General features: G+C 38.4%; 29 protein-coding genes. 20 read left to right on the top strand and 9 right to left on the bottom strand.

Annotated elements, in window-relative coordinates; genetic code table 11:
• Positions 1-12 precede the first annotated feature (12 nt).
• On the bottom strand, positions 13-1,716 hold the full coding sequence (ilvD, locus tag FN031_RS06785; RefSeq protein ID WP_142558780.1) for a dihydroxy-acid dehydratase: 1,704 nt from the start codon (positions 1,714-1,716) through the stop codon (positions 13-15).
• Positions 1,717-1,933: 217 nt separating this feature from the next.
• Here ilvD and rpmF point away from each other — a divergent pair, with 217 nt between their 5' ends.
• Together rpmF and rpmG are read left to right on the top strand one after the other, a co-directional pair.
• Positions 1,934-2,116: a 50S ribosomal protein L32 gene (rpmF, locus tag FN031_RS06780; RefSeq protein ID WP_000290417.1), complete on the top strand. Its 183-nt coding sequence runs from the start codon at positions 1,934-1,936 to the stop codon at positions 2,114-2,116.
• 15 nt (positions 2,117-2,131) lie between these two features.
• Positions 2,132-2,281, top strand: coding sequence for a 50S ribosomal protein L33 (gene rpmG / locus FN031_RS06775; RefSeq protein WP_001265622.1), 150 nt, complete (start codon positions 2,132-2,134; stop codon positions 2,279-2,281).
• A 39-nt stretch (positions 2,282-2,320) separates the two neighbouring features.
• Here rpmG and FN031_RS09170 read toward each other — a convergent pair whose 3' ends face one another.
• Positions 2,321-2,545 carry a FanG protein gene (locus FN031_RS09170; RefSeq protein WP_071788356.1) on the bottom strand — a complete coding sequence of 75 codons (225 nt, stop codon included), beginning with the start codon at positions 2,543-2,545 and terminating at the stop codon, positions 2,321-2,323.
• 28 nt (positions 2,546-2,573) lie between these two features.
• Between FN031_RS09170 and FN031_RS06765 the strand changes: the two genes are divergently transcribed.
• The 7 genes from FN031_RS06765 to FN031_RS06735 all read left to right on the top strand — a co-directional run bounded on the left by FN031_RS06765 (position 2,574) and on the right by FN031_RS06735 (position 5,697).
• Positions 2,574-3,188 (top strand): CadD family cadmium resistance transporter, encoded by a 615-nt coding sequence (locus tag FN031_RS06765; RefSeq protein WP_002911684.1) that lies wholly within the window; start codon positions 2,574-2,576, stop codon positions 3,186-3,188.
• A gap of 11 nt (positions 3,189-3,199) precedes the next feature.
• Positions 3,200-3,538 carry a Cd(II)/Zn(II)-sensing metalloregulatory transcriptional regulator CadX gene (gene cadX, locus FN031_RS06760; protein ID WP_000711078.1) on the top strand — a complete coding sequence of 113 codons (339 nt, stop codon included), beginning with the start codon at positions 3,200-3,202 and terminating at the stop codon, positions 3,536-3,538.
• Between the two features lie 214 nt (positions 3,539-3,752).
• On the top strand, positions 3,753-3,992 hold the full coding sequence (locus FN031_RS06755) for a GlsB/YeaQ/YmgE family stress response membrane protein (protein ID WP_075565699.1): 240 nt from the start codon (positions 3,753-3,755) through the stop codon (positions 3,990-3,992).
• A gap of 86 nt (positions 3,993-4,078) precedes the next feature.
• A complete protein-coding gene (gene amaP, locus FN031_RS06750) occupies positions 4,079-4,642 on the top strand; it encodes an alkaline shock response membrane anchor protein AmaP (RefSeq protein ID WP_142558778.1) in 564 nt (187 codons plus the stop codon).
• 11 nt (positions 4,643-4,653) lie between these two features.
• Positions 4,654-4,824, top strand: a complete 171-nt coding sequence (locus tag FN031_RS06745; protein ID WP_142558776.1) for a DUF2273 domain-containing protein — start codon at positions 4,654-4,656, stop codon at positions 4,822-4,824.
• Between the two features lie 11 nt (positions 4,825-4,835).
• Positions 4,836-5,453, top strand: a complete 618-nt coding sequence (locus FN031_RS06740; protein WP_142558774.1) for an Asp23/Gls24 family envelope stress response protein — start codon at positions 4,836-4,838, stop codon at positions 5,451-5,453.
• Positions 5,454-5,490: 37 nt separating this feature from the next.
• Positions 5,491-5,697, top strand: coding sequence for a CsbD family protein (locus FN031_RS06735; protein ID WP_075565707.1), 207 nt, complete (start codon positions 5,491-5,493; stop codon positions 5,695-5,697).
• A gap of 210 nt (positions 5,698-5,907) precedes the next feature.
• Here FN031_RS06735 and FN031_RS06730 read toward each other — a convergent pair whose 3' ends face one another.
• From FN031_RS06730 to FN031_RS06720, 3 genes are read right to left on the bottom strand one after another with little or no spacing between them, the layout of a single operon-like run.
• Positions 5,908-6,720, bottom strand: coding sequence for an ABC transporter permease (locus FN031_RS06730; RefSeq protein WP_142558772.1), 813 nt, complete (start codon positions 6,718-6,720; stop codon positions 5,908-5,910).
• A gap of 1 nt (position 6,721) precedes the next feature.
• On the bottom strand, positions 6,722-8,314 hold the full coding sequence (locus tag FN031_RS06725; protein ID WP_142558770.1) for an ATP-binding cassette domain-containing protein: 1,593 nt from the start codon (positions 8,312-8,314) through the stop codon (positions 6,722-6,724).
• A gap of 7 nt (positions 8,315-8,321) precedes the next feature.
• Positions 8,322-8,693, bottom strand: a complete 372-nt coding sequence (locus FN031_RS06720) for a zinc ribbon domain-containing protein (protein ID WP_142558769.1) — start codon at positions 8,691-8,693, stop codon at positions 8,322-8,324.
• A gap of 201 nt (positions 8,694-8,894) precedes the next feature.
• Between FN031_RS06720 and FN031_RS06715 the strand changes: the two genes are divergently transcribed.
• The 6 genes from FN031_RS06715 (at position 8,895) to FN031_RS06690 (ending at position 13,865) form a co-directional block, all read left to right on the top strand.
• A complete protein-coding gene (locus FN031_RS06715) occupies positions 8,895-9,509 on the top strand; it encodes a YesL family protein (protein WP_142558767.1) in 615 nt (204 codons plus the stop codon).
• Positions 9,487-11,160 (top strand): sensor histidine kinase, encoded by a 1,674-nt coding sequence (locus FN031_RS06710; RefSeq protein ID WP_142558764.1) that lies wholly within the window; start codon positions 9,487-9,489, stop codon positions 11,158-11,160. Before FN031_RS06715 ends, FN031_RS06710 begins: the two co-directional genes overlap by 23 nt.
• 9 nt (positions 11,161-11,169) lie before the next feature.
• Positions 11,170-12,456 carry a response regulator transcription factor gene (locus tag FN031_RS06705; protein ID WP_142558762.1) on the top strand — a complete coding sequence of 429 codons (1,287 nt, stop codon included), beginning with the start codon at positions 11,170-11,172 and terminating at the stop codon, positions 12,454-12,456.
• A 61-nt stretch (positions 12,457-12,517) separates the two neighbouring features.
• The gene (locus FN031_RS06700; RefSeq protein ID WP_142558760.1) at positions 12,518-13,042 is read left to right on the top strand and encodes an ABC transporter permease; all 525 of its coding nucleotides are present in this window, start codon (positions 12,518-12,520) and stop codon (positions 13,040-13,042) included.
• 75 nt (positions 13,043-13,117) lie between these two features.
• Positions 13,118-13,585, top strand: coding sequence for a class Ib ribonucleoside-diphosphate reductase assembly flavoprotein NrdI (nrdI, locus tag FN031_RS06695; protein WP_142558758.1), 468 nt, complete (start codon positions 13,118-13,120; stop codon positions 13,583-13,585).
• A gap of 70 nt (positions 13,586-13,655) precedes the next feature.
• The gene (locus FN031_RS06690; protein ID WP_142558756.1) at positions 13,656-13,865 is read left to right on the top strand and encodes a hypothetical protein; all 210 of its coding nucleotides are present in this window, start codon (positions 13,656-13,658) and stop codon (positions 13,863-13,865) included.
• A gap of 34 nt (positions 13,866-13,899) precedes the next feature.
• Here FN031_RS06690 and FN031_RS06685 read toward each other — a convergent pair whose 3' ends face one another.
• Both FN031_RS06685 and argS read right to left on the bottom strand, forming a co-directional pair.
• Positions 13,900-14,148, bottom strand: a complete 249-nt coding sequence (locus FN031_RS06685; protein ID WP_142558754.1) for a MarR family transcriptional regulator — start codon at positions 14,146-14,148, stop codon at positions 13,900-13,902.
• Positions 14,149-14,416: 268 nt separating this feature from the next.
• Entirely contained in the window at positions 14,417-16,108 is a 1,692-nt protein-coding gene (gene argS / locus FN031_RS06680; protein WP_142558752.1) for an arginine--tRNA ligase, read from the bottom strand.
• 144 nt (positions 16,109-16,252) lie between these two features.
• Between argS and argR the strand changes: the two genes are divergently transcribed.
• Positions 16,253-16,699, top strand: a complete 447-nt coding sequence (gene argR / locus FN031_RS06675; protein ID WP_142558750.1) for an arginine repressor — start codon at positions 16,253-16,255, stop codon at positions 16,697-16,699.
• A gap of 46 nt (positions 16,700-16,745) precedes the next feature.
• Complete coding sequence (gene mutS / locus FN031_RS06670; RefSeq protein ID WP_142558748.1) at positions 16,746-19,280, top strand: DNA mismatch repair protein MutS; 2,535 nt, start codon at positions 16,746-16,748, stop codon at positions 19,278-19,280.
• 39 nt (positions 19,281-19,319) lie between these two features.
• Here the strand turns inward: mutS and FN031_RS06665 are convergent, their stop codons facing one another.
• Both FN031_RS06665 and FN031_RS06660 read right to left on the bottom strand, forming a co-directional pair.
• Positions 19,320-19,778, bottom strand: a complete 459-nt coding sequence (locus FN031_RS06665) for a DUF3021 domain-containing protein (protein WP_142558746.1) — start codon at positions 19,776-19,778, stop codon at positions 19,320-19,322.
• Positions 19,775-20,215 (bottom strand): LytTR family DNA-binding domain-containing protein, encoded by a 441-nt coding sequence (locus FN031_RS06660; protein ID WP_142558744.1) that lies wholly within the window; start codon positions 20,213-20,215, stop codon positions 19,775-19,777. The genes FN031_RS06665 and FN031_RS06660 overlap by 4 nt, the downstream gene beginning before the upstream one ends.
• Before the next feature lie 346 nt (positions 20,216-20,561).
• Here FN031_RS06660 and rpsL point away from each other — a divergent pair, with 346 nt between their 5' ends.
• The 3 genes from rpsL (at position 20,562) to fusA (ending at position 23,828) form a co-directional block, all read left to right on the top strand.
• Positions 20,562-20,978: a 30S ribosomal protein S12 gene (gene rpsL, locus FN031_RS06650; RefSeq protein WP_001142333.1), complete on the top strand. Its 417-nt coding sequence runs from the start codon at positions 20,562-20,564 to the stop codon at positions 20,976-20,978.
• Between the two features lie 19 nt (positions 20,979-20,997).
• Positions 20,998-21,468: a 30S ribosomal protein S7 gene (gene rpsG / locus FN031_RS06645; protein WP_142558742.1), complete on the top strand. Its 471-nt coding sequence runs from the start codon at positions 20,998-21,000 to the stop codon at positions 21,466-21,468.
• A 278-nt stretch (positions 21,469-21,746) separates the two neighbouring features.
• Positions 21,747-23,828, top strand: coding sequence for an elongation factor G (fusA, locus tag FN031_RS06640; protein WP_142558740.1), 2,082 nt, complete (start codon positions 21,747-21,749; stop codon positions 23,826-23,828).
• Positions 23,829-23,907: the final 79 nt, after the last annotated feature.

Genomic DNA, 23,907 nt, shown 5'->3' with positions numbered 1-23,907 from the left:
TAATATAAGAGTTTATTTTTTACCAGATTGTTCCATATTCCAGAAATCTGTAACGGCACCACGTGATGCAGAAGATACGGTGTGGGCATATTTACCGAGGACACCACGGCTATAGAGTGGTGGCAAGGTTGTTTCCGCCTTACGTTTTTCAAGTTCTTCTTCGGATACGGCCATGGAAATTTCTTTAGTATCTTGGTCAACCGTAACGATATCTCCTGTACGAAGGTAAGCAATTGGTCCGCCATCCTGAGCTTCAGGAGCGATATGCCCAACAACTAGACCATAAGTTCCACCAGAGAAACGTCCATCTGTCAAGAGGGCAACCTTGTCTCCTTGACCTTTACCAACGATCATTGATGAAAGTGATAGCATTTCAGGCATACCAGGACCACCCTTAGGTCCAACGAAACGAACAACGACAACATCACCATCTACGATTTCATCTGACAGGACAGCTTGGATAGCATCTTCCTCTGAGTCAAAGACCTTAGCTGGACCAACGTGACGGCGAACCTTAACACCTGATACTTTGGCAACCGCACCGTCGGGAGCAAGATTACCGTTCAAGATGATCAGTGGACCGTCTGCACGTTTAGGATTTTCAAGGGGCATGATGACTTTTTGACCTGGTGTAAGATCTGCAAAGTCAGCCAAGTTTTCAGCGACGGTCTTACCAGTACATGTGATACGGTCTCCGTGAAGGAATCCATTTGCCAACAAGTACTTCATAACCGCAGGCACACCACCAACTTCGTAGAGATCTTGGAAGACATACTGACCAGAAGGTTTCAAATCAGCCAAGTGAGGCACACGCTCTTGGATGGTATTAAAGTCCTCAAGTGACAAGTCAACATTAGCTGCGTGGGCAATAGCAAGCAAGTGAAGAGTGGCGTTAGTAGAACCACCGAGAGCCATTGTCACTGTAATAGCATCTTCAAAAGCTTCACGAGTCAAGATATCTGAAGGCTTGATACCAAGTTCAAGCATTTTGACAACTGCATGACCGGCTGCTTCGATGTCTTCTTTCTTGTCAGCAGATTCAGCTGGGTGAGAAGAAGAACCTGGCAAACTCATCCCCAAAACTTCAATAGCAGTAGCCATGGTATTAGCTGTATACATACCACCACAACCACCAGGGCCAGGGCAGGCATTACATTCCAGACGTTTCACGTCCTCAGCAGTCATATCGCCGTGATTCCACTTACCGATTCCTTCAAATACAGAAACCAAGTCGATGTCTTTGCCATCCAGTTTTCCAGGGGCGATAGTACCACCGTAAGCGAAAATAGCTGGGATATCCATATTGGCAATGGCAATCATGGAACCAGGCATGTTCTTGTCACAACCACCGATAGCTACAAATGCATCGACGTTATGACCGCCCATAGCTGCTTCGATAGAGTCCGCGATGATATCACGAGACGTTAGGGAGAAGCGCATACCCGGTGTTCCCATGGCAATCCCGTCTGCTACAGTAATGGTTCCAAATTGTACAGGCCAAGCGCCAGCAGATTTGACACCTTCTTTCGCCAATTTCCCAAAGTCATGCAAGTGAATATTACATGGTGTGTTTTCCGCCCAAGTCGAAATGACCCCAACAATCGGTGTTTCAAAGTCCTTATCTGTCATACCAGTCGCACGAAGCATGGCACGGTTAGGTGATTTTACCATGCTGTCATAGATGCTGCTGCGGTGGCGTTTATCTAGTTCTGTCATTATGTTCCCTCTCATATTAGTTTTTACCATTATAGCATATATTTGACAAGAATTACAGGGCAAAATTTTTAAATTTTCAGACAATTCATCAGTGTACGATAAAAAAATACAACTTTTTTTGTCAAGTAACTTTACTTTACAAAAAAGTTTTGATATACTATTGAAGTTGATGAAAATCAAACCTAACTGAATTTATATCTTAAAAGGAGAAATCAAAATGGCAGTACCTGCACGTCGCACGTCAAAAGCGAAGAAAAACAAACGTCGTACACACTACAAAGTAACAGCTCCATCTGTAAACTTTGACGAAACTACTGGAGATTACTCACGTTCTCACCGTGTATCACTTAAAGGATACTACAAAGGACGTAAGATCGCTAAAGCTGCATCAGCTGAATAATAGAAGGGAGATACCATGCGCGTAAATATTACACTTGAACACAAAGAATCTGGTGAACGCTTGTACCTTACTTCTAAAAACAAACGTAACACTCCAGACCGTCTTCAATTGAAGAAATACTCACCAAAACTTCGCAAACACGTTGTGTTTACAGAAGTGAAGTAAGCATTCAATACGAATCAATACAGAAGAAAAACGCTGATTTCAAGCGTTTTTTCTTTTTGCCAAATGCGATATATTGCACTGTATTTCAATTCTAACTCTACCTTTTTCTCTACCTTTTTTAGATAAATATATCATCTGGATATTGAAGTTAAGCCCTGCTATAATTTCGATGGCAGGGTTTTTTAATATTTGGTACACTACCTTCTTATCTATATTTTGATGGAGCTGAAGTTGACATCTACAAAGTTTAATGTTAGAATACATTCAAAAATATATTTGAATGAGGTGTTTTATGATTCAAAATATTGTTACTTCAATAATCCTGTATTCTGGGACAGCCGTAGACTTACTTATTATCCTAATGTTATTTTTTGCCAAAAGAAAAAGTAGAAAGGACATCATTAACATCTATTTAGGACAATTTCTAGGCTCTGTTAGTCTAATATTCCTAAGTTTGCTTTTTGCATTTGTCTTAAATTATATTCCTAGTAAAGAGATTTTAGGTTTACTCGGTTTGATTCCAATTTTCCTAGGCCTCAAAGTTTTGCTTTTAGGAGATTCTGATGGAGAAGCTATTGCAAAAGATGGTTTGCGAAAAGACAATAAAAACCTGATTTTTCTAGTCGCTATGATTACTTTTGCAAGTTGTGGCGCTGACAATATTGGTGTCTTTGTCCCATATTTTACCACCTTAAATTTAGCGAATTTGATAGTGACTTTACTTACTTTTCTAGTCATGATTTATCTCTTGGTTTTTTCTGCCCAAAAATTAGCACAAGTCCCTTCTGTTGGAGAAACTTTGGAAAAATATAGCAGATGGTTTATTGCCGTTGTCTATTTAGGATTGGGGATGTATATCCTGATTGAAAACAACAGCTTTGACATGTTATGGGCTGTGTTAGGCTAGGAGAAAAAATTATGAAAAAAGATAGTATCTGTCAAGTGGATGTTATAAATCAACAAAATGTTACAACCGCAACGAACTACCTTGAAAAGGAAAAAGTCCAAAAATCACTTCGTATTTTATCAAAGTTTACCGATAATAAACAGATAAATATCATCTTTTATCTCCTTGCTGTTGAAGAACTCTGTGTCTGTGATATAGCCTGTTTACTAAATCTCAGTATGGCATCTGCCTCCCACCATCTTCGTAAACTAGCCAATCAAAACATCTTGGATACTAGAAGAGAGGGGAAAATTATATATTATTTTATAAAAGATGAGGAAATCAGAGATTTTTTTAATCAACTAGGATAACAACTATTTTTACTACTCTACCATTCACTCTACCTTTTATTATGTAGCATTCTAAAAACATTGATGTACCAATAATTAAAGCATATATTCGTGGGTATAAAATTTGTGTACGCTCTCATATTATGATATACTGAATGTAATCAAAAGATATTTTGTGAACACAGAATAACAGAATATAGTTTTTGATTAAAAGAAAGGAGGCGCATATCATATTATGTTGTGGTCCATTATTGTAGGAGGCTTTATCGGCCTTGCAGCAGGCTCAATCACAAAAAAGGGTGGCTCAATGGGAGTAATTGCTAATATTTTTGCCGGTTTAATTGGGTCATCTGTTGGTCAATCGCTTTTTGGGACATGGGGACCTTCTCTAGCGGGAATGTCACTTATTCCATCGATTGCTGGTGCGGTGATTGTTGTCGCTGTAGTATCATTCTTTTTGGGTAAAAAAGGTTAACTTTTTACTCAATCATAAACTATAGATTTAAATTTAGTATTGACGGGTAAACCTATAGTTTAGTGCTTTAATTGAAAGGATTTTATATGTCAAAATCAAAGAAAATAGTATTACTTATTTTCTGTATTCTAGTCTTGACAATTTTCCTTCCTATTTTGATAGATTACCAACAAGTTAGTGATTTAGGAATTCAATTAGCTAGCTGGAGACAGACTGCTATTGAATATTATCTTGCTAGATATATCTTTTGGGGACTTCTAGTCCTATCTATCTTCGTTTTATTATGGATGTTAGTAATCCTGTTTTATCCTAGACAATATCTAGAAATAAAACTTGGAACTAAAGACGATAAATTGAAATTAAAAAATTCAGCTATCGAAGGGTTTGTTCGATGCTTACTGAATGAACATCGAATAATTAAAGAACCAAAAATCAAAGTACATACTCGAAAAAAGAAATGTTTCGTTTATGTAGAAGGTACAGCTGTTCTTTCAGATAACATTGCTAACAAATTTGAAGTAGTCCAAAATGAAATAATTCGAGGCTTAAAAGAGTTCTTTGGTATGGATCGAGAGGTTAAACTGGAAGTTTCAGTAAAAGAATATGACCCTCAAAAAGCAACCAAGAAGATTGTTAGTCGTGTAAAGTAAGGAAGTAAAAAATGGAATTGTTTAAAAAATACCAATATCCAATTCTATGTGGTATAGCAGGTATTCTTCTAGCTTGCTTCATCCTGTCCTTTGGATTTTTTAAAACACTATTTGTTTTAATTTGTGGGACATTAGGGATTGGATTCGGATACTATGTTCAGAAAAATTATTTAAATAAATAAAGGAGTTTTATATGTCAAACGTAGAAAAAAATGTAAATGTAGACACTGAAAAGAAAGATGTAGTCGTTTCTAAAGATGTTCGAGGAGAATTAACTTACGAAGATAAAGTTATTCAAAAAATTATCGGTCTTTCACTAGAAAAAGTCCCAGGACTATTACATGTTGACGGTGGATTCTTCTCAAATCTTACAGAAAAACTTGTTAATACTAACGATGTAACACACGGTGTTAAAGTTGAAGTTGGTAAAGAACAAGTAGCAGTTGACTTGAACGTTATCGTAGAATACAGAAAAAACGTTCCAACTCTATACAATCAAATTAAAGAAGTTATCGTTTCAGAAGTTGCGAAAATGACTGATTTAGAAGTAGTTGAAGTGAACGTTAATGTTGTTGATATCAAAACTAAAGAACAACATGAAGCAGACTCAGTTAGCCTTCAGGATCGTGTAACTGACGTGGCAGAATCAACAGGCGAGTTTGCGTCAGAACAATTTTCTAGAGTTAAAGCTGGAATCGGTTCAGGTGTTGAAAAACTTGGCGAAGGTGCTGAATTCGTTCAAGAAAAAGTTGGCCAAGGTGTTGAAACTGTTAAAGACGCTGCAGCAAAAGCAGAACCACGTGTACACTAATTTATAATTTAGAAAAAAATAAAAGGAGAACATACTTATGTCTACAGAAGAAAAATTAAACCAAGCTGCAGGATCTATCAAAGAAGGTGTTGGAAAATTGGTAGGCGATAAAGAACTTGAAAGCGAAGGGGCAACAGAAAAAGTTATTTCTAAAGTTAAAGAAGTTGCTGAAGATGCAAAAGATGCTGTAGAAGGTGTCGTTGAAGGTGTTAAAAACATGCTTCATAAAGACGATGCTAAATAATAAAATTTAGCTAATCTTGCTATTTTTCTCGAAAACACTCCCAGCTAGGGGGTGTTTTTGTCAATGTACATTTGTCAGAGACAATATCGCAGCTAACATGGATTGCAATTTTACTAATTTAAACATCTTATAATATAAAAGGTAGTAAGAGAAAATCTTACTACCTTTTTTGAACTATAAACCTAGTTTACTATACTAATTCAAGCAATGTTAACCTCTGGTATCTTTTTCAACTGATTTTAATAGTTTACTTGCTAGATAGGCTAAAAGAATAGAGAAAGCAATGAGTAGAATCCAAGCAACTAATAAATTTACTTGTACCTTGCTTGAGGTACTGAAAAATGTTCCTCCTTCTTTAAAACCGGCTAAGTCTAAAAGCCCATCAAAACTATAACGACTAAGTGTAAAATAAGATAAGAACTGCAAAAAGCCATTTAAGGGGATATTTCCTGCAAAGAGAAATTGAAGGAGAATGACAAAGGGCATAACAGTCATTGCTTTCTCAACATTTTTAACAATTGAAGAGACAAATAGACCCAAAGCATCTGCCGAATAAATGGTTAAAAATATAGTTAAGAAATAAGAGATGAATCGTAAACTATCATTATCAAAGATAGTCTTAAATTCTGAAATCGAGTGGTGATAGAAGAGGAATAAAATACAGGAGAAGATAATGGCTTGGATTAGAGAAACAAGGGCTTGGAATAACATGTGGGCGAACATATAAGATGACAGGTTCATTCCCCCTCGGTATTCGTGCTTGATAATATCTCTTTCTTTACAAATCAATGTAATGGAATTAAAAACTCCTATCCAAATACAAGCACAAACAATAATGAATGAAGTGGATTTCACTTCTGAACTTAAGCCAGTTGAGAAGCCGTTTTCTCCAGCAACAATACATGTAACCAGGGCAATGATGGCAGTACTTATAAAAGAATACCATCCGTTAGAATTTAAAAAATTTCGTTTAAATTTACCCAAATAAATCAAAATTTGTTCTTTGTTCGATGCATAATTCATCTTAATCTCCTTTATATTTTCTATATTTTTCGATGTAGTAATCTGGAGTTTGCTCTACTTCCGATACAACAAGTTCAAGTTGGTTGACATCAAAGAATTCTAGGGTATCTTCTACGGAGCCATAAAAGGCCAGTTTACCACAGGCTTCTTCCTCACTTTTAGCGAGAACTAATACTTTATCAAATAATTCTGGGGTTCGATCTGGACTATGTGAGATAACAAAGACAATCTTATTGTCATCTGCGATACTCCTTAAGCTAGCCATAATTGAACGAGCATTACTACCGTCTACTCCAGAATCTGGCTCATCTAAAACAAATACAACGGGATCTGCAATATACTCAGTTGCAATGCTCAATCTTTTTTTCTCTCCGCCGCTTAATTCAGATACCAAGGCATCTTTTTTCTTTGTTAGTTTGACTGTTTCTAGTACTTTTGAGATTTTTTCTTCTAATAAAGCGGGATCCTTGGTAAAGTCTCGCACGAGTTTCATCTCTGCTGCATTTTTCAGAGTCATATAAACACTATCTTTTTCACGATGAAGACTAAATTGAGGGACATTGGCAATCATTCTTCGAACTTTGTCAAATTGATTATAGATGTTTATATTTCCTAATAAGATATCAGCATCCGCTTTTTCTATGCCCATGATTGCATTGATTAGTGTGGTTTTACCTGCTCCTGAACCACCTAAAATGAGTACGATTTCCCCAGATGAAACTTGAAAGTCAATCTCTGATAACAAAAGCTTATCTCCTGCGAGACGTTTTCGAATTAGAACAGATAGCTGAGTATCTTGTTCTATTCTATTGATATTATCTACGAGACTCTTTTCTTGATTTTCAGTTAATTCTTGTTGAAAAACTAAGCAATTATTATAAAGGACGAAGAGTCGATGATTGATAGATACTAAATCATAATTAGTTAGGTATGTTTTTTCCTTAAGTGGCCTATTATTTAAATAAACCGTGTCCCCGAGGGGGTGAACATATATATTACCGTTGTCTAGAACTTCAAAATGACTGTTGATTGTTTCCCCTAGACTTGTGTTGATTTCCTCATGCTTCCATTCGATATCCTTCTGGTTCATGAGACTAAAAATATAAATAGTATCATCAATGCGGAGAGTATCTCGATTGTTTAGGTAGTGTTTTTTACCAATATCAATTTTTCTATTATTTATAGAGATGACTTCCGTATCACTCTGTAAATAGTAACCAATATGATCTTTTTCTAATAAAATATTATCATCATCATTCAAAATTTCAGTTATTTCCTTGGTCACAACACTATCTTCTTTGAGAACGAAGGTAAAAAAGGAAATTGTATGATCTTGAACTTCCTCTCCTTTGTCTAATTTTTCAGAGATCGTTTCTTTTATCCTATCACCCATATGTTTGAGGGTTGATGGCATTTTGAAAGAAATGTTTTTATTTTCTTGATTATTGTCTCTATGAATCCTATCGACATACTTTAAGTCCACTTTAGGTTTTGTATTATCTACATACTCTCCACAATACGGACAGAACTTCCAACCGATTCCAATATTTTTGAAACAGCCAGGACATTTTGATTTTACAATATAATCCTTCATTTCGACTCTACTTTATTACTTTTCCACAATTGATACAAAATTCAAAGGTTTTTGATAGACTTGTTCCGCAATGGGGGCAAGAAACTAAATCTTGACTAGATGAATCAATAGATTTTTGAAGAGAAATCTGCTCCTGAAAGAGCTTAGTGATTTCAGCAATTTCAGTTGAATAGAGAGGATTTTCCTTTATTTCTTCTAAATGTTCTTCAACAAATTTGATACCAATTAATCTATACAAGTCATCAATTTGATTTTGTAGTACTTGAATTTCCTTTTTCTTACGAAGGTTTTCTGCATTTTGTTTTCCTTCTGAAATGACAGTATTAGTTGTCTCTTTGACAAGTCTAGCTCCATCTTTCAATTGATCTAAAAAAGCCATCTTTTCTCCTCATCTATGCTTGTTTTTGTAGATATTTCATTTGATTCCAGTATAACACATATGATTATATTATCAAAATTTCTCTATGTTCTACAATGTTATTTACAGACTCTTATTTCCAAAACTTAGAATCTTGTTCTTATTTTTGAGAGCGCTTGAAATATGGTATAATAGGACTAGATTATTTTTAGGAGGCAAACTGTGGGAAATTTTCTTGAGCTAGTCTTTCATCGTTTCTTTTTAGGAATGATTGTATCTGCTTATTTCTGGCTACTAACCTTGGCAGGAGGTGTGATTTTTGGCGTAGCACCAGCTAGCGCAACTATCATGAGTTTATATGCAGAACATGGCTACTCTTATCGTTCTTATCGTTTTAAGGAAACCTGGTCTCTCTATAAGAACAACTTTATAAAAAGCAATCTGACTTTCTATACACTTTTAATTTTTGGATTAGTTCTAGTTTATGGTCTTTATCTTATGGTTCAATTGCCTAATCAAACCATCTTACATTTAGCTGCAACTTTTCTGAATTTATTTATCTTAGCAATGGTGTTTTTGGCTTATACAGTGTCCTTGAAATTACAGGTTTATTTTGATCTGTCCTACCAAAACACTCTAAAGTTAGCTTTTATTGGAATTTTTATGAGTCTATCTGCCGTGGTAAAGGTGCTATTGGGCAGTGTTTTGCTCGGAGTTATTAGCTATTACATGCCGGCCCTGTTCTTCTTTGTAGGGATTGGAATGTGGCATTTCTTTATTAGTGATATATTGGAGCCTGTTTATGAAAGCATTCATGAAAAAATGGCAAGCAAATAAGACAAAGCAGTTTCGTCTTCACTCGCTTCTTAGAATCTATAGTTTAGTGATGATTGCCATCATTTCCAGTTTTGCTCTATTACTAGCCTATGCAGACTGGGATGCTCGTGAGAAGGAAGCTGATCGAGTCGGGCAGCGAGTTCTAGCAAGGACCATTAGCGAGGTTGAGTACTACTATCGAGAGTCGGCACGCCTTGCTCAGGCTTTGGTAGAGAATCAAGCTAGGATTGAGGGGATTTATAAATACTTTAGTCTCAGTACACCAGATTATTTCTACTGGCAGTTGGAACGTAAGGCATCGCCATATATTTCAGTGTCTATTTATGAAAATATCGATGATCTCTATGTACGTAATGACTTTGTGACAGGCGTTTCGATTGTCTTACAAGATTCGACGGAAGTCTTTGTATCAAAAAGAGATAACAGGGGTGGCTACAAAGTTTTAGCAGAAGATTTCAAACCGGATGCAGATAGCTTCGCCATTCCTGTATCCGACCCTGTATCCGACCAAGCTTTAGGTGTTATTTATATTTCCATTCAGTCTGAAGTTCTATACAGAGCTGTTGATAATACAAGAGGCACAGTTCCCATAGCTGTAACAATCACCTCACCTTTCGAAACTGATATGTTTCATCTGGGTGAAAAGGGCCCTAATGAAGACTGGTTAGTGGGGGTCACCTCCCATGGCTATCAAGTCCAAGTGGCAGTGCCCCAAAGTTATGTCTTAAAGGGAAGTCTAGCAAGTTCAGCTCTTATATTGGGATTAAGCGCGCTTTTTATCGTTATTTTACACATAACTTTGAAAAGAACTTTTTCAAATTATCAAGATCAGGTAGTTGATTTAGTGGATTCGATTCAAGCCATTGCCAAAGGTGAGCAGACCAAGAGAATTGATACGTCCAAAAAGGACCAAGAATTGCTTTTGATTGCAGAGACAACAAATGATATGTTGGATCGTCTGGAAAAAAATATCCACGATATTTATCAATTGGAACTGAGTCAGAAGGATGCAAACATGCGAGCTCTCCAAGCTCAGATAAATCCGCATTTTATGTATAACACTCTTGAATTTTTAAGAATGTATGCGGTTATGGAGAGTCAAAATGAACTGGCAGATATTATTTATGAATTTAGCAGTTTACTTCGGAATAATATTTCTAATGAGCGTGAGACCACACTTGAAAAGGAAGTAGAATTTTGTCGGAAATACAGTTATCTCTGTATGGTTCGCTATCCTAAATCAATTGCCTATGGATTTAAAATTGATCCGGGTATTGAGGAGATGAGAATTCCAAAATTTACCTTACAACCATTGGTGGAGAATTATTTCGCTCATGGAGTGGACCATCGAAGATCCGACAATGTCATTAGTATTAAAGCCTTGAGAAAAGACGGTTATGTTGAAATTCTAGTGGTGGATAATGGACGTGGGATGTCTGCTGAGAAGTTAGCTGAAATCCAAGCTAAATTAGCCAAACGAACTTTCGAACCTACTGAGGATTATAGTAACGGACGGAAGTCTATCGGTATTGTCAATGTACATGAGCGTTTTGTACTTTACTTTGGGGAACGATACCAGATTAGTGTAGAATCTGGTGAACAAGAAGGTGTACAATACCGAATCACCATTCAAGATGAGGAGAAAGGGTAAACATTAAACATGTATAAAGTACTATTAGTAGATGATGAGTACATGATAACAGAAGGACTTAAGCGTTTAATTCCTTTTGAGAAGTGGGACATGGAAGTCGTTGCAACTGCCAACCATGCTGACGAAGCTTTAGACTATGTTAGAGAACATCCTGTGGATATTGTTATTTCTGACGTCAATATGCCTGACAAAACGGGCCTTGAAATGATACAGGAGATGAAGGATATTCTACCAGATAGCTATTACATCCTTCTATCTGGGTATCAGGAATTTGACTACGTAAAAAAAGCGATGAACCTCAGCGTGGTCGATTATCTGGTTAAACCAGTTGATAAAGTCGAATTAGGTAATCTACTCGAAAAAATTGCCAATCAACTAGGTGAAAAAATCCAAGAACCCTTATTTTTAAGTCAGAAACTAGATGAGGAGGCTCTTCTTGCTCACTTATCTCATAAAGAAAACTGGTGGATTGGACTGTCAAAAGATAAGCAGGGTGATTTTCTTATTCCATACTATGTGCTCGGACAGGATTGGCAAATTGTATTTGCTGATAGAGAGTTTGAGGGCTTGCTTGTTATACCTTTTAAGAAACCGTATCAAGAGAACTTTGAAAAATGGAAGTTGGATGTAGAGAAGGCTCTCTTCTATGGTGCAGTTAACTTGAATCAATCTGAAAGTCTATTTTCTTATTATGAACCAATCTACCGAGTTATTATCCAAGGAAATCTCCAACAGATTATTGATGAATTGACCTTGCTTGAACAGATTGTTTTAGAGAATACGCCAAGAGTTTCGATTACTAAGCAGCTGTTTACCCAATTTATTATGGATGTTTTCCATCTTTTTGAACATCTGAAAGCAGATGATATGACGGATATTGTCAAGAGAATACATGCTATTGTTGATTTTGAAGAATTAGTTGCTTTTACCAAGGAAACCTTGACTTCCTTCTTTGGACAATATCGAATGAATGAAAATGTAGTTAGTGTCTTAGAAGTAATTGGTAGAGATTATCAAAAAGAGCTATCTCTAAAGGATATTAGTAAAGATCTCTTTATCAATCCAGTTTATCTAGGACAGTTGATTAAAAAGGAAACCAATTCTACATTTGCAGAGCTCCTAAATAAGCAACGGATTAAAGCAGCTCAGCAACTCTTGCTATCAACCAATGATAGTATTGAGGATATTTGCTATACAGTTGGTTATAGTAACGTAGGTTATTTTTATAAAGTGTTTCGAAAACTTTGTGGCAAATCTCCAAAGGCCTATCGAAAACAGATTGAGGTAACTATATAAGAATTGTCTTGCATCTGTAAAAATGCTATAATACTAATAATCATTTTAGGAGGTTATCCTTATGCAAAAGAAACCAATTTATCTTTGGGTTTTACTAATTTTATCAGCCGTGCTTTCGGCTTTATCACTATTTGGAGTTTTGTCACCAGTTCCTACTGCAGATAGCATGGCAGGACTTGAAACATCAGGAGTAGACGCAACTTATGCTCAGGAATTAGTTGCATATACGATTAAAGTGACGGAACATTCTCACTCTGTTTTCAACATTATCTTGGTTATTTTGTCAGCTATCTTGGTTACTGTAGCATTGATTTTCTTAGTTCGTCAAAATATCCAATTAGCAAATTATACTTATGTAGCTTATGTTTTGGTTGCTATTGTTGGCTCTATTTATAATTTTATGGGAGTACAGGATGCTATTTTACTGTTTACTGAACCAAACGTTCGATTCGGCGCAGAACTTGGTGCTAAAGGGGCTACAATTTTGGGAATTGTCATTAATGTTATTTTTCTAGGCCTTGTATTTTATAAGATATGGCAGCAACAAAAAGAATTAACAGAATCTCAAGAAGAAGAACTCGTCTAAGAGTTGACAAAGGATGACTATCAAGATACAATCTTGGTAGTTATTTTTTTGGATTCGAGAAAGAGGGAGGGAAAGATGAAAAAAATTTCCTTAGTTTATATCAGTTTGAGTGGGAATACTGAAAGTTTCGTAACACGTTTAAAAACTTATTTGATGGAGCAGTATAAGAATATTGATGTTGAGAAGATTGACATCAAAGAGTTGGTCAAGGAAGAACGAGGATTCTATGAAATGTCAAATCCTTTTGTCACTTTTTTACCAACTTATTTAGAAGGTGGGAATGGTGTTGATAATGGAGATGTAGAAATCCTAACGACTCCTGTAGGTGATTTTATCGCCTATGGTAGGAATGCTAGCAAGTGTTTTGGTGTTGTAGGATCAGGGAATCGAAACTTCAATAACCAATACTGTTTAACTGCAAAGCAATACAGTCAACGCTTTGGATTTCCTGTACTAGCTGATTTTGAAATGCGTGGTATGTTGGGAGATATCAAGAAGGTTGCAGGCATTATTGCAGAGCTTTATGAACTTGAATCCTTGTAAGAGGATAGAGATGCTGGGCTAGATTTTTATCCCATGGATTATAGAATTATTTCAAAAGAGAACAGTTCAAATGAGTAAATTACAGAGATCATTTTTAAAGTATATAAAACGCAAACCAAGTTTCAAGGATATTATCCTATGCAGTGCTTTGCTACTATTAGCGATTGCTCTGCTACTGTTCTCTGAGAAAATTTTTGATGAAAATGTAGCACCAGTTGGAACCATGGTATCCTTAGGGATTGTTATCCTGGTAGGAATCTTAGCTGTCAGAAATAAATAAAAAGACTCGAGATGTAGATTCTCGAGTCTTTTTATTATTTGCGAATTTCGTCAACGATTTCTTTTGCAATTGGAATTCCTAAACGATAACCTTTGTTGATGTAGTCAATGACATCATTGATATTTTCTATCGTTTGGATTTTTTCTTTGATAGTTGCACGAAAATCTTGATCTTTCAATAGTTGGTCCTGAAGCAGTCTTTGAAGTTTCTCTTTTTCATATTTGTTGACAAGAAAGAGAAAAAGAAGACTGATAACAACCAAGATATAAGCGTATTGGCTCATAAAAATTCTCCCTAAGTGATAAAGAAGTAGCTGGTAAGAGAAAAGCGAAGTGTCTTTGCCTTTCGAATGATGATAGTATAAAGCAATTCTTATAGGCTTGTGCCTTAGTTACTTAAATTGCTTAGCAATAAATTAATTTAATAGATCACGACATGCATCCAAATAAGTCGATATTATTTGGATGCATTAGTAAGGCGCTTAGGCAAGTCGCCCGATAGCGATTGCCGTCAAGAGACTAGGAACTTTAGTTCCAGTCTCTTGTAACGAATTACATCTTCTCTGGTGCTTCTACGCCCAACAAACGAAGGGCTTCTTTGAGGACAACTGCAGTTGCATAGCTAAGGGCTAGACGGCTATCGCGTTCTGGACTCTCATCCAAGATGCGAGTGTGGGCATAGTATTTGTTAAAGGCTTGCGCTAAGCTAATCGCAAATTTAGCGATGATAGAAGGTTCGTAGTTGTCAGCTGCACGTTTAATGATACGTGGGAAATCTTGGATGAGCTTGATGATTTCCCAGCTTTCAGCATCGTTCAAGCTATAGTTGGCACCTGCTTCAGGTTTGAAATCGGCTTTACGCAAGATTGATTGGATACGAGCGTAAGCGTATTGAACATAAGGGCCAGTCTCCCCTTCGAAGGATACCATAGCTTCAAGGTCGAAGTCATATCCATTTGTACGGTCGGTTTTAAGGTCATAGAATTTAATGGCCCCAACTCCAACAGCATGAGCGACCTGGTCTTTGTTTTCAAGTTCTGGATTTTTGGCTTCGATCTGCGCTTTAGCACGGCTGATGGCTTCTGCGACAGTTGGCTCTAGTAAGATAACATTCCCTTTACGAGTAGAAAGTTTTTTTCCTTCTTTTGTAACCAAGCCAAACGGAACATGGATAATATCTTGGCTCCAATCATAACCCATTTCTTGCAAGACAGCCTTGAGTTGTTTGAAGTGAGCTGATTGCTCTTGACCAACAACATAGATTGATTTGGCAAATTGGTATTCATTTTTACGGTAAAGGGCAGCGGCCAAGTCACGTGTGATATAGAGGGTTGCACCGTCAGATTTCTTGATTAAGGCTGGATGTTCAATACCATACTTTTCAAGATTGACAACTTGGGCACCTTCTGACTCGACAAGCAATCCTTTTTCAGAAAGGATGTCTACAACTGCATCCATTTTATCATTGTAGAAAGCTTCTCCGTTATAGCTATCGAATTCAACTTGTAACTCATTGTAAAGACGGTTAAACTCTACCAAGCTTTCATCGCGGAACCATTGCCAAAGAGCGAGAGCTTCCTCATCACCGTTTTCAAGTTTGCGGAACCATTCGCGTGCTTCTTCATCCAAACTTGGGTCGTTCTCAGCTTCAGCATTGATGCGGACATAGAGCTTGAGGAGTTCATCGATTGGATGAGCTTTGACAGCTTCTTCATTACCCCATTTTTTGTAGGCAACAATCAACATCCCAAACTGTTTGCCCCAGTCTCCCAAGTGGTTGACTTTGACAGTTTTATAGCCGATTTTTTGGAAGATATGTGACAAGCTATCTCCGATAACTGTTGAACGAAGGTGTCCAATCGAAAATGGTTTGGCAATATTAGGGCTAGACATGTCGATAACAATATTTTTTTGCTTACCAATCTCTTGGTCAGCGTAGTGCTCTTTTTCAGTGATAACGTCTTGTAGTACTTGACTAGAAATAGCAGCCTTATCGAGGAAAAAGTTGACGTAAGGACCTGTCGCTACCACTTTTTCAAAGGCTTGACTATTGATCTTTTCAGCGATGTCAGCAGCAATCATTTGAGGAGCTTTACGTTCAACCTTTGCCAATGAGAAGGCTGGGAAGGCGATATCTCCCATATCTGAATTTTTAGGTGTTTCTAGTAAATTTAAAATAGCCTCTTGATCTAGGCTATCGATGACGCCAGCTAATTCACTAGCAATCAATTCTTTTGTATTCATTTAAGGCTCCTTTAGGGCTTTTCTACTATTTTATCACAAATTTAAGGAAAGACGAAAATTTTTTTGAAATATGCAGTTTTTTTGGTATAATGTTCTTGCTAAATAAATGCAAAGTGTAAATAAATATTCATTTGAGAGGATGTTATGAGAAAAAAAGATCGTCATTCGCTGATTAAGCAGATGATTACGGAAGAAAAACTAGGGACTCAAAAGGAAATTCAAGATCGATTAGAGGCTCGGAATGTCTTTGTAACCCAAACAACCTTATCACGAGATTTACGAGAAATCGGCTTGACCAAAGTTAAGAAAAATGACATGGTCTACTATGTCTTGGCCAATGAGACAGACAAAATTGACTTGGTTGAATTCCTTTCACATCATCTTGAAGGTGTAGCGAGAGCTGAATTTACTTTAGTTCTCCATACAAAGCTTGGAGAAGCTGCGGTATTAGCAAATGTAGTAGATTCAAATAAAGATGGTAGGATCTTAGGTACAGTTGCTGGAGCGAATACCTTGTTGGTTATCTGTAAAGATCAACATGAAGCTAAAGTCATGGAAGAACGCTTGCTAGAGTTAATGGAAGATAGATAAGGTCTTGAGAGCTTCTCTCAGGACTGTTTTTACAAGGAGAGAGAAAATGACTACTGAAAAATTATCACCTGGTATGCAACAGTATGTGGATATCAAAAAACAATATCCAGATGCTTTTTTGCTTTTTCGCATGGGTGATTTTTATGAGTTGTTTTATGAAGATGCCGTCAATGCTGCACAGATACTAGAAATCTCACTGACCAGTCGCAATAAAAATGCTGAAAATCCGATTCCCATGGCTGGAGTCCCTTATCATTCTGCCCAACAATATATCGATGTCCTCGTTGAGCGTGGTTACAAGGTTGCCATTGCTGAACAGATGGAAGACCCTAAGCAAGCTGTTGGTGTTGTTAAGCGTGAGGTTGTTCAAGTCATTACACCAGGTACAGTGGTTGATAGTAGTAAGCCAGATAGCCAAAATAACTTTTTGGTAGCTATTGACCGTGATGAGTCTCGATATGGTCTAGCCTACATGGATTTGGTGACAGGTGATTTTTATGTGACAGGCTTATCTGATTTTACGCTAGTCTGTGGTGAAATCCGTAATCTCAAGGCCAGAGAAGTGGTGATTGGTTACGACTTGTCTGAAGCGGAAGAACAGATTCTCAGTCGTCAAATGAACCTAGTACTTTCCTATGAGCAGGAACCGTATGAAGATGTACATCTGTTAGATTCTCAATTGGCATCTGTGGAAGGAGCAGCTGGTGGTAAACTTCTCCAGTATGTCCATCGGACGCAGATGCGAGAGCTCAGCCACTTGAAGCCTGTTATCCGTTATGAAATCAAAGATTTCTTGCAGATGGATTTTGCGACCAAGGCCAGTCTTGATTTGGTTGAAAATGCTCGCTCAGGCAAGAAACAAGGCAGTCTTTTCTGGTTGCTAGATGAGACTAAAACTGCAATGGGGATGCGTCTTCTACGTTCTTGGATTCAACGGCCCTTGATTGATAAGGAGCGTATTCTTGAACGTCAGGAGGTTGTGCAAGTCTTTTTGGATTATTTCTTTGAGCGCAGTGATTTGACGGAAAGCCTCAAGGGTGTCTACGATATCGAACGCCTGGCTAGTCGTGTTTCTTTTGGCAAAAGCAATCCGAAAGACCTCTTGCAATTAGCGACTACCTTGGGAAGTGTTCCACGAATTCGAGCAATTTTAGAAGGAATGGAGCAACCAGCTCTAACTTATCTCATTGAACAACTCGATGCTATTCCTGAGTTGGAAAGCCTGATCAGTGCTGCCATTGCCCCTGAGGCTCCTCATGTGATTACAGAGGGTGGGATTATCCGGACTGGCTTTGATGAGACCTTGGATAAATACCGTCGTGTGCTGAGAGAAGGGACTAGCTGGATTGCTGAAATCGAGGCCAAGGAAAGAGAAAACTCTGGCATCAATACTCTCAAGATTGACTACAATAAAAAAGACGGCTACTATTTCCATGTAACCAACTCGCAGCTAGGTAACGTACCAGCCCACTTTTTCCGCAAGGCTACGCTGAAAAACTCTGAACGTTTTGGGACAGAGGAATTGGCGCGTATCGAGGGAGAAATGCTAGAGGCGCGTGAAAAATCGGCAAACCTAGAATACGAAATCTTTATGCGTATTCGTGAGGAGGTTGGCAAGTATATCCAACGCCTGCAAGCCCTAGCCCAAGGAATCGCCACTGTCGATGTCTTGCAAGGCTTGGCAGTAGTTGCAGAAAAACAACACCTGATTCGACCAGAGTTTGGGCAAGAGTCGCGGATTGATATCCAGAATGGTCGTCACGCAGTTGTTGAAAAGGTCATGGGAGCTCAGACCTATATTCCCAATAGTATCCAGATGGATGAAGATACTAGCATTCAACTAATTACAGGTCCGAACATGAGCGGGAAGTCAACCTACATGCGTCAACTAGCCATTACAGCGGTTATGGCTCAGATGGGTTCTTATGTCCCTGCGGAAAGTGCTTGTTTGCCAATCTTTGATGCGATCTTCACTCGTATTGGTGCAGCTGATGACTTGGTTTCAGGCCAATCCACCTTTATGGTAGAGATGATGGAAGCTAATAATGCTATTAGTCATGCGACCAGGAACTCTCTCATTCTCTTTGATGAGTTAGGCCGTGGAACCGCAACATATGATGGCATGGCTCTTGCCCAGTCTATCATCGAGTACATCCATGAGCATATCGGCGCCAAGACTCTTTTTGCGACTCACTACCATGAATTAACAAGTCTGGAATCTAATCTTGATCATCTAGTAAATGTTCACGTGGCTACGCTGGAACAAAACGGTCAGGTTACTTTCCTTCACAAGATAGAACCAGGACCAGCTGACAAATCATACGGTATCCATGTAGCCAAGATTGCTGGACTACCGGCAGACTTGCTAAAAAGAGCGGATGCGATTCTAACTCAACTAGAGAACCAAGGTCAGGAAAATCCAATTTCTATCAATCAAAGGAATGTTGTCAATGAGCAAATGTCTCTCTTTGATGAAAAAGAAGAAAATCCTATCCTAGCAGAGTTGACCGAAGTAGATGTTTACAATATGACACCGATGCAAGCCATGAACCTCTTGTTAGAATGGAAGCAAAAATTATAAGCAAAAACCCACTCGCAAAAAGGAGTGGGTTTTTAAATATTATTTTTTCTGAGCTAATAGTTGGTTGATGTGGGCAACCTTCTTTGATTCTCTTTTGTAGAGAATCGTCCAAATGATAAGGTAGACGATTGCAAACTCTGGGATGAGCTGAAGAACGAAAGTCCAGTGAAGAGGGAACCAGCCTGCTAGGATTGCTAAAGGTACAAAACCTAGCAACATAAGGAAGAAGTGAGTGACAGTCGCACGAAGAAGGCTCCAATCTTGAGCGAATAGACGACTACCAAAACTAAAGAGTACTCCAATAGCTGACCAGATAAGTGTACAATAGAGTAAAACTAGAGCACCGTGAACCTGATGACTGCTCATGAATTGACCAATAGCTGACTCTGGACTAAGTGGCGCGTAGTTGTTTGGAGCATAAATGAGTGAAAAGATAATAGATAGGATGAGACCGATAAGGATACCGGTTGTGGCATCGTGAAATACTTGTTTTTTCATAGTTCTAATTTCTCCTTAATAGTTTTGAGGTAACGACGAGATGAGTAGGTGAAACTTTCGTTTTTTAAATAGATTTCAATCAAGCCGTTAGAGGTTAGTTTTAGATGACTAATTGCATCAATGTTGACAATTTCCGATTGGGAAATTTGGATAAAGGAAGCAGGTAAAATTTCACTTGCTTGGTAAAGACGAATGTCGAGAGCGTAGGTTCGACTATCAGTTTCAGCCAAAATTTTACGATTTTCAATGTAGATTCGTTGAATCTTACTAATCTGAATCAAGTAGACCTGGTCTTGAAATTTTCCTTTGATGGTCCCCTTTTGATCCAGAGATTGGACAAAGTCCTGAACTTTTTGAACTCGAGTGGACAAGGTTGGCGCTTCGATTATGATTTGTTCTTCAGTATGTTGTGCATCAATGTCAAGTCTGACTTTCATAATTTCTCCTTTCTCTATCAGGATGTAATAGAGATCTCTTATTTACAAATCTATTAAACACCATTTTGTCGACAAATACAAGAAGCTTTGTCTATGTGGTCGGTTGAAGAGTCTATCTGGTAGGCGAACGTTTTCAACTAAATTTAAGAGCAAAGAAGTCAAAAAATAAGAAGAAATATATTGACAAAAATAGAAAAAAAGTGGTACAATGTTAGACGGTACTTTTTACTTTTGGTCTCTCAAGAGTGTACAGGGACGTGCTGACAAATGTTGCAAAAGTACACACAGATGATAGCTGTCACCAAGTGTATCATCACCAAAAATAAAAAAACACAGGAGAATGTAGATGCCTACAATTAACCAATTGGTTCGCAAACCGCGTAAATCAAAAGTAGAAAAATCTAAATCACCAGCTTTGAACGTTGGTTACAACAGTCATAAAAAAGTTCAAACAAACGTTTCTTCACCACAAAAACGTGGTGTAGCAACTCGTGTTGGAACTATGACACCTAAAAAACCTAACTCTGCCCTTCGTAAATTTGCTCGTGTACGTTTGAGCAACTTGATCGAAGTTACTGCCTACATCCCAGGTATCGGACACAACTTGCAAGAGCACAGCGTGGTGCTTCTTCGTGGTGGACGTGTAAAAGACCTTCCAGGGGTACGTTACCATATCGTCCGTGGTGCACTTGATACTGCAGGTGTTAACGATCGTAAACAAGGCCGTTCTAAATACGGTACTAAACGTCCGAAAAAAGCATAAGGAAAGGGGATAAAGAGAAATGAGTCGTAAAAATAGAGCTCCAAAACGTGAAGTATTGCCAGATCCGCTTTACAATTCACAATTAGTTACTCGTCTTATCAACCGCGTTATGCTTGACGGTAAACGTGGTACAGCTGCTTCAATCGTTTACGGTGCTTTTGAACAAATCAAAGAAGCTACTGGTAACGATGCACTTGAAGTATTTGAAACAGCTATGGAAAACATCATGCCTGTACTTGAAGTACGTGCACGTCGTGTTGGTGGATCAAACTACCAAGTCCCAGTTGAAGTTCGTCCAGAACGTCGTACAACACTTGGACTTCGTTGGTTGGTAACTATTGCTCGTCTTCGTGGTGAGCACACAATGGTTGACCGCCTTGCTAAAGAAATCATGGATGCTGCTAACAACACTGGTGCAGCAGTTAAGAAACGTGAAGACACTCACCGTATGGCTGAAGCTAACCGTGCCTTCGCACACTTCCGTTGGTAAGAAAATGATGCTAGGAACGGTAAGGATGCAAGGTGAAAATAGGAAACTGACGCAGTATTCGACGAATACAAGGAAGTTTATCTTTTTCACACAGCATCCCGTTCCGGCTCAAATCGGCTAACTAACTTTAGCCCGAGTTCAATTCAACTTAACATCTCACAAGTTGAAACCAACTATAACATGAAAACATTGAGAACGGGTGGGTCCTGCCTATCCGTTTTTATTGAAAGAGTGTTAGAAACAGATTAGAAATTAAAAAAATAGGAGAAAAAAACCTCATGGCACGCGAATTTTCACTTGAAAAAACTCGTAATATCGGTATCATGGCTCACGTCGACGCCGGTAAAACAACTACAACTGAGCGTATCCTTTACTACACTGGTAAAATCCACAAAATCGGTGAAACTCATGAAGGTGCGTCACAAATGGACTGGATGGAGCAAGAGCAAGAACGTGGTATCACTATCACATCTGCTGCGACAACAGCTCAATGGAACAACCACCGCGTAAACATCATCGACACACCAGGACACGTGGACTTCACAATCGAAGTACAACGTTCTCTTCGTGTATTGGACGGTGCGGTTACAGTTCTTGACTCACAATCAGGTGTTGAGCCTCAAACTGAAACCGTTTGGCGTCAAGCAACTGAATACGGAGTTCCACGTATCGTATTTGCCAACAAAATGGACAAAATCGGTGCTGACTTCCTTTACTCAGTAAGCACACTTCATGACCGTCTTCAAGCAAATGCACACCCAATTCAATTGCCAATCGGTGCTGAAGATGACTTCCGTGGAATCATCGACTTGATCAAGATGAAAGCTGAAATCTATACTAACGACCTTGGTACAGATATCCTTGAAGAAGATATTCCAGCTGAATACCTTGACCAAGCACAAGAATACCGTGAAAAATTGGTTGAAGCAGTTGCTGAAACTGACGAAGAATTGATGATGAAATACCTCGAAGGTGAAGAAATCACTAACGAAGAATTGAAAGCTGGTATCCGTAAAGCGACTATCAACGTTGAATTCTTCCCAGTATTGTGTGGTTCAGCCTTCAAGAACAAAGGTGTTCAATTGATGCTTGATGCGGTTATCGACTACCTTCCAAGCCCACTTGATATCCCAGCGATCAAAGGTATCAACCCAGATACTGAAGAAGAAGAAACTCGTCCAGCATCTGATGAAGAGCCATTTTCAGCTCTTGCCTTCAAGATCATGACTGACCCATTCGTAGGTCGTTTGACATTCTTCCGTGTTTACTCAGGTGTTCTTCAATCAGGTTCATACGTATTGAACACATCTAAAGGTAAACGTGAACGTATCGGACGTATCCTTCAAATGCACGCTAACAGCCGTCAAGAAATCGACACTGTTTACTCAGGTGATATCGCTGCTGCTGTTGGTTTGAAAGATACTACAACTGGTGACTCATTGACAGATGAAAAAGCTAAAATCATCCTTGAGTCAATCAACGTTCCAGAACCAGTTATCCAATTGATGGTTGAGCCAAAATCTAAAGCTGACCAAGACAAGATGGGTATCGCCCTTCAAAAATTGGCTGAAGAAGATCCAACATTCCGTGTTGAAACTAACGTTGAAACTGGTGAAACAGTTATCTCTGGTATGGGTGAGCTTCACCTTGACGTCCTTGTTGACCGTATGCGTCGTGAATTCAAAGTTGAAGCGAACGTAGGTGCTCCTCAAGTATCTTACCGTGAAACATTCCGCGCTCCTACTCAAGCACGTGGATTCTTCAAACGTCAGTCTGGTGGTAAAGGTCAATTCGGTGATGTATGGATTGAATTTACTCCAAATGAAGAAGGAAAAGGATTCGAATTCGAAAACGCAATCGTCGGTGGTGTGGTTCCTCGTGAATTCATTCCAGCGGTTGAAAAAGGTTTGGTAGAATCTATGGCTAACGGTGTTCTTGCAGGTTACCCAATGGTTGACGTTAAAGCGAAGCTTTACGATGGTTCATACCACGATGTCGACTCATCTGAAACTGCCTTCAAGATCGCTGCATCTCTTGCACTTAAAGAAGCTGCGAAAACTGCACAACCAGCTATCCTTGAACCAATGATGCTTGTAACAATCACTGTTCCAGAAGAAAACCTTGGTGATGTTATGGGTCACGTAACTGCTCGTCGTGGACGTGTAGATGGTATGGAAGCTCACGGTAACAGCCAAATCGTTCGTGCTTACGTTCCACTTGCTGAAATGTTCGGTTATGCAACAGTTCTTCGTTCTGCATCACAAGGACGTGGTACTTTCATGATGGTATTCGACCACTACGAAGATGTACCTAAGTCAGTACAAGAAGAAATCATTAAGAAAAACAAAGGTGAAGACTAATTTGTCGTCACTATAAAAGAAGTCACTTTGTGGCTTCTTTTTCTATTTAGTAGAAATAGGAAAAAGTACCTCAAATATG

The organism is Streptococcus mitis (assembly GCF_902159415.1).
GTDB lineage: Bacteria > Bacillota > Bacilli > Lactobacillales > Streptococcaceae > Streptococcus > Streptococcus mitis_BG.
The sequence above is the reverse complement of the archived record's forward strand: the minus strand, read 5'-3'. Positions and strand labels throughout refer to the sequence as shown.

Coding starts and splice junctions, on each gene's coding strand:
- ilvD (WP_142558780.1), bottom strand. CDS start 1,716: ATGACAGAACTAGATAAACGCCACCGCAGCAGCATCTATGACAGCATG.
- rpmF (WP_000290417.1), top strand. CDS start 1,934: ATGGCAGTACCTGCACGTCGCACGTCAAAAGCGAAGAAAAACAAACGT.
- rpmG (WP_001265622.1), top strand. CDS start 2,132: ATGCGCGTAAATATTACACTTGAACACAAAGAATCTGGTGAACGCTTG.
- FN031_RS09170 (WP_071788356.1), bottom strand. CDS start 2,545: ATGTATTCTAACATTAAACTTTGTAGATGTCAACTTCAGCTCCATCAA.
- FN031_RS06765 (WP_002911684.1), top strand. CDS start 2,574: ATGATTCAAAATATTGTTACTTCAATAATCCTGTATTCTGGGACAGCC.
- cadX (WP_000711078.1), top strand. CDS start 3,200: ATGAAAAAAGATAGTATCTGTCAAGTGGATGTTATAAATCAACAAAAT.
- FN031_RS06755 (WP_075565699.1), top strand. CDS start 3,753: ATGTTGTGGTCCATTATTGTAGGAGGCTTTATCGGCCTTGCAGCAGGC.
- amaP (WP_142558778.1), top strand. CDS start 4,079: ATGTCAAAATCAAAGAAAATAGTATTACTTATTTTCTGTATTCTAGTC.
- FN031_RS06745 (WP_142558776.1), top strand. CDS start 4,654: ATGGAATTGTTTAAAAAATACCAATATCCAATTCTATGTGGTATAGCA.
- FN031_RS06740 (WP_142558774.1), top strand. CDS start 4,836: ATGTCAAACGTAGAAAAAAATGTAAATGTAGACACTGAAAAGAAAGAT.
- FN031_RS06735 (WP_075565707.1), top strand. CDS start 5,491: ATGTCTACAGAAGAAAAATTAAACCAAGCTGCAGGATCTATCAAAGAA.
- FN031_RS06730 (WP_142558772.1), bottom strand. CDS start 6,720: ATGAATTATGCATCGAACAAAGAACAAATTTTGATTTATTTGGGTAAA.
- FN031_RS06725 (WP_142558770.1), bottom strand. CDS start 8,314: ATGAAGGATTATATTGTAAAATCAAAATGTCCTGGCTGTTTCAAAAAT.
- FN031_RS06720 (WP_142558769.1), bottom strand. CDS start 8,693: ATGGCTTTTTTAGATCAATTGAAAGATGGAGCTAGACTTGTCAAAGAG.
- FN031_RS06710 (WP_142558764.1), top strand. CDS start 9,487: ATGAAAAAATGGCAAGCAAATAAGACAAAGCAGTTTCGTCTTCACTCG.
- FN031_RS06705 (WP_142558762.1), top strand. CDS start 11,170: ATGTATAAAGTACTATTAGTAGATGATGAGTACATGATAACAGAAGGA.
- FN031_RS06700 (WP_142558760.1), top strand. CDS start 12,518: ATGCAAAAGAAACCAATTTATCTTTGGGTTTTACTAATTTTATCAGCC.
- nrdI (WP_142558758.1), top strand. CDS start 13,118: ATGAAAAAAATTTCCTTAGTTTATATCAGTTTGAGTGGGAATACTGAA.
- FN031_RS06690 (WP_142558756.1), top strand. CDS start 13,656: ATGAGTAAATTACAGAGATCATTTTTAAAGTATATAAAACGCAAACCA.
- FN031_RS06685 (WP_142558754.1), bottom strand. CDS start 14,148: ATGAGCCAATACGCTTATATCTTGGTTGTTATCAGTCTTCTTTTTCTC.
- argS (WP_142558752.1), bottom strand. CDS start 16,108: ATGAATACAAAAGAATTGATTGCTAGTGAATTAGCTGGCGTCATCGAT.
- argR (WP_142558750.1), top strand. CDS start 16,253: ATGAGAAAAAAAGATCGTCATTCGCTGATTAAGCAGATGATTACGGAA.
- mutS (WP_142558748.1), top strand. CDS start 16,746: ATGACTACTGAAAAATTATCACCTGGTATGCAACAGTATGTGGATATC.
- FN031_RS06665 (WP_142558746.1), bottom strand. CDS start 19,778: ATGAAAAAACAAGTATTTCACGATGCCACAACCGGTATCCTTATCGGT.
- FN031_RS06660 (WP_142558744.1), bottom strand. CDS start 20,215: ATGAAAGTCAGACTTGACATTGATGCACAACATACTGAAGAACAAATC.
- rpsL (WP_001142333.1), top strand. CDS start 20,562: ATGCCTACAATTAACCAATTGGTTCGCAAACCGCGTAAATCAAAAGTA.
- rpsG (WP_142558742.1), top strand. CDS start 20,998: ATGAGTCGTAAAAATAGAGCTCCAAAACGTGAAGTATTGCCAGATCCG.
- fusA (WP_142558740.1), top strand. CDS start 21,747: ATGGCACGCGAATTTTCACTTGAAAAAACTCGTAATATCGGTATCATG.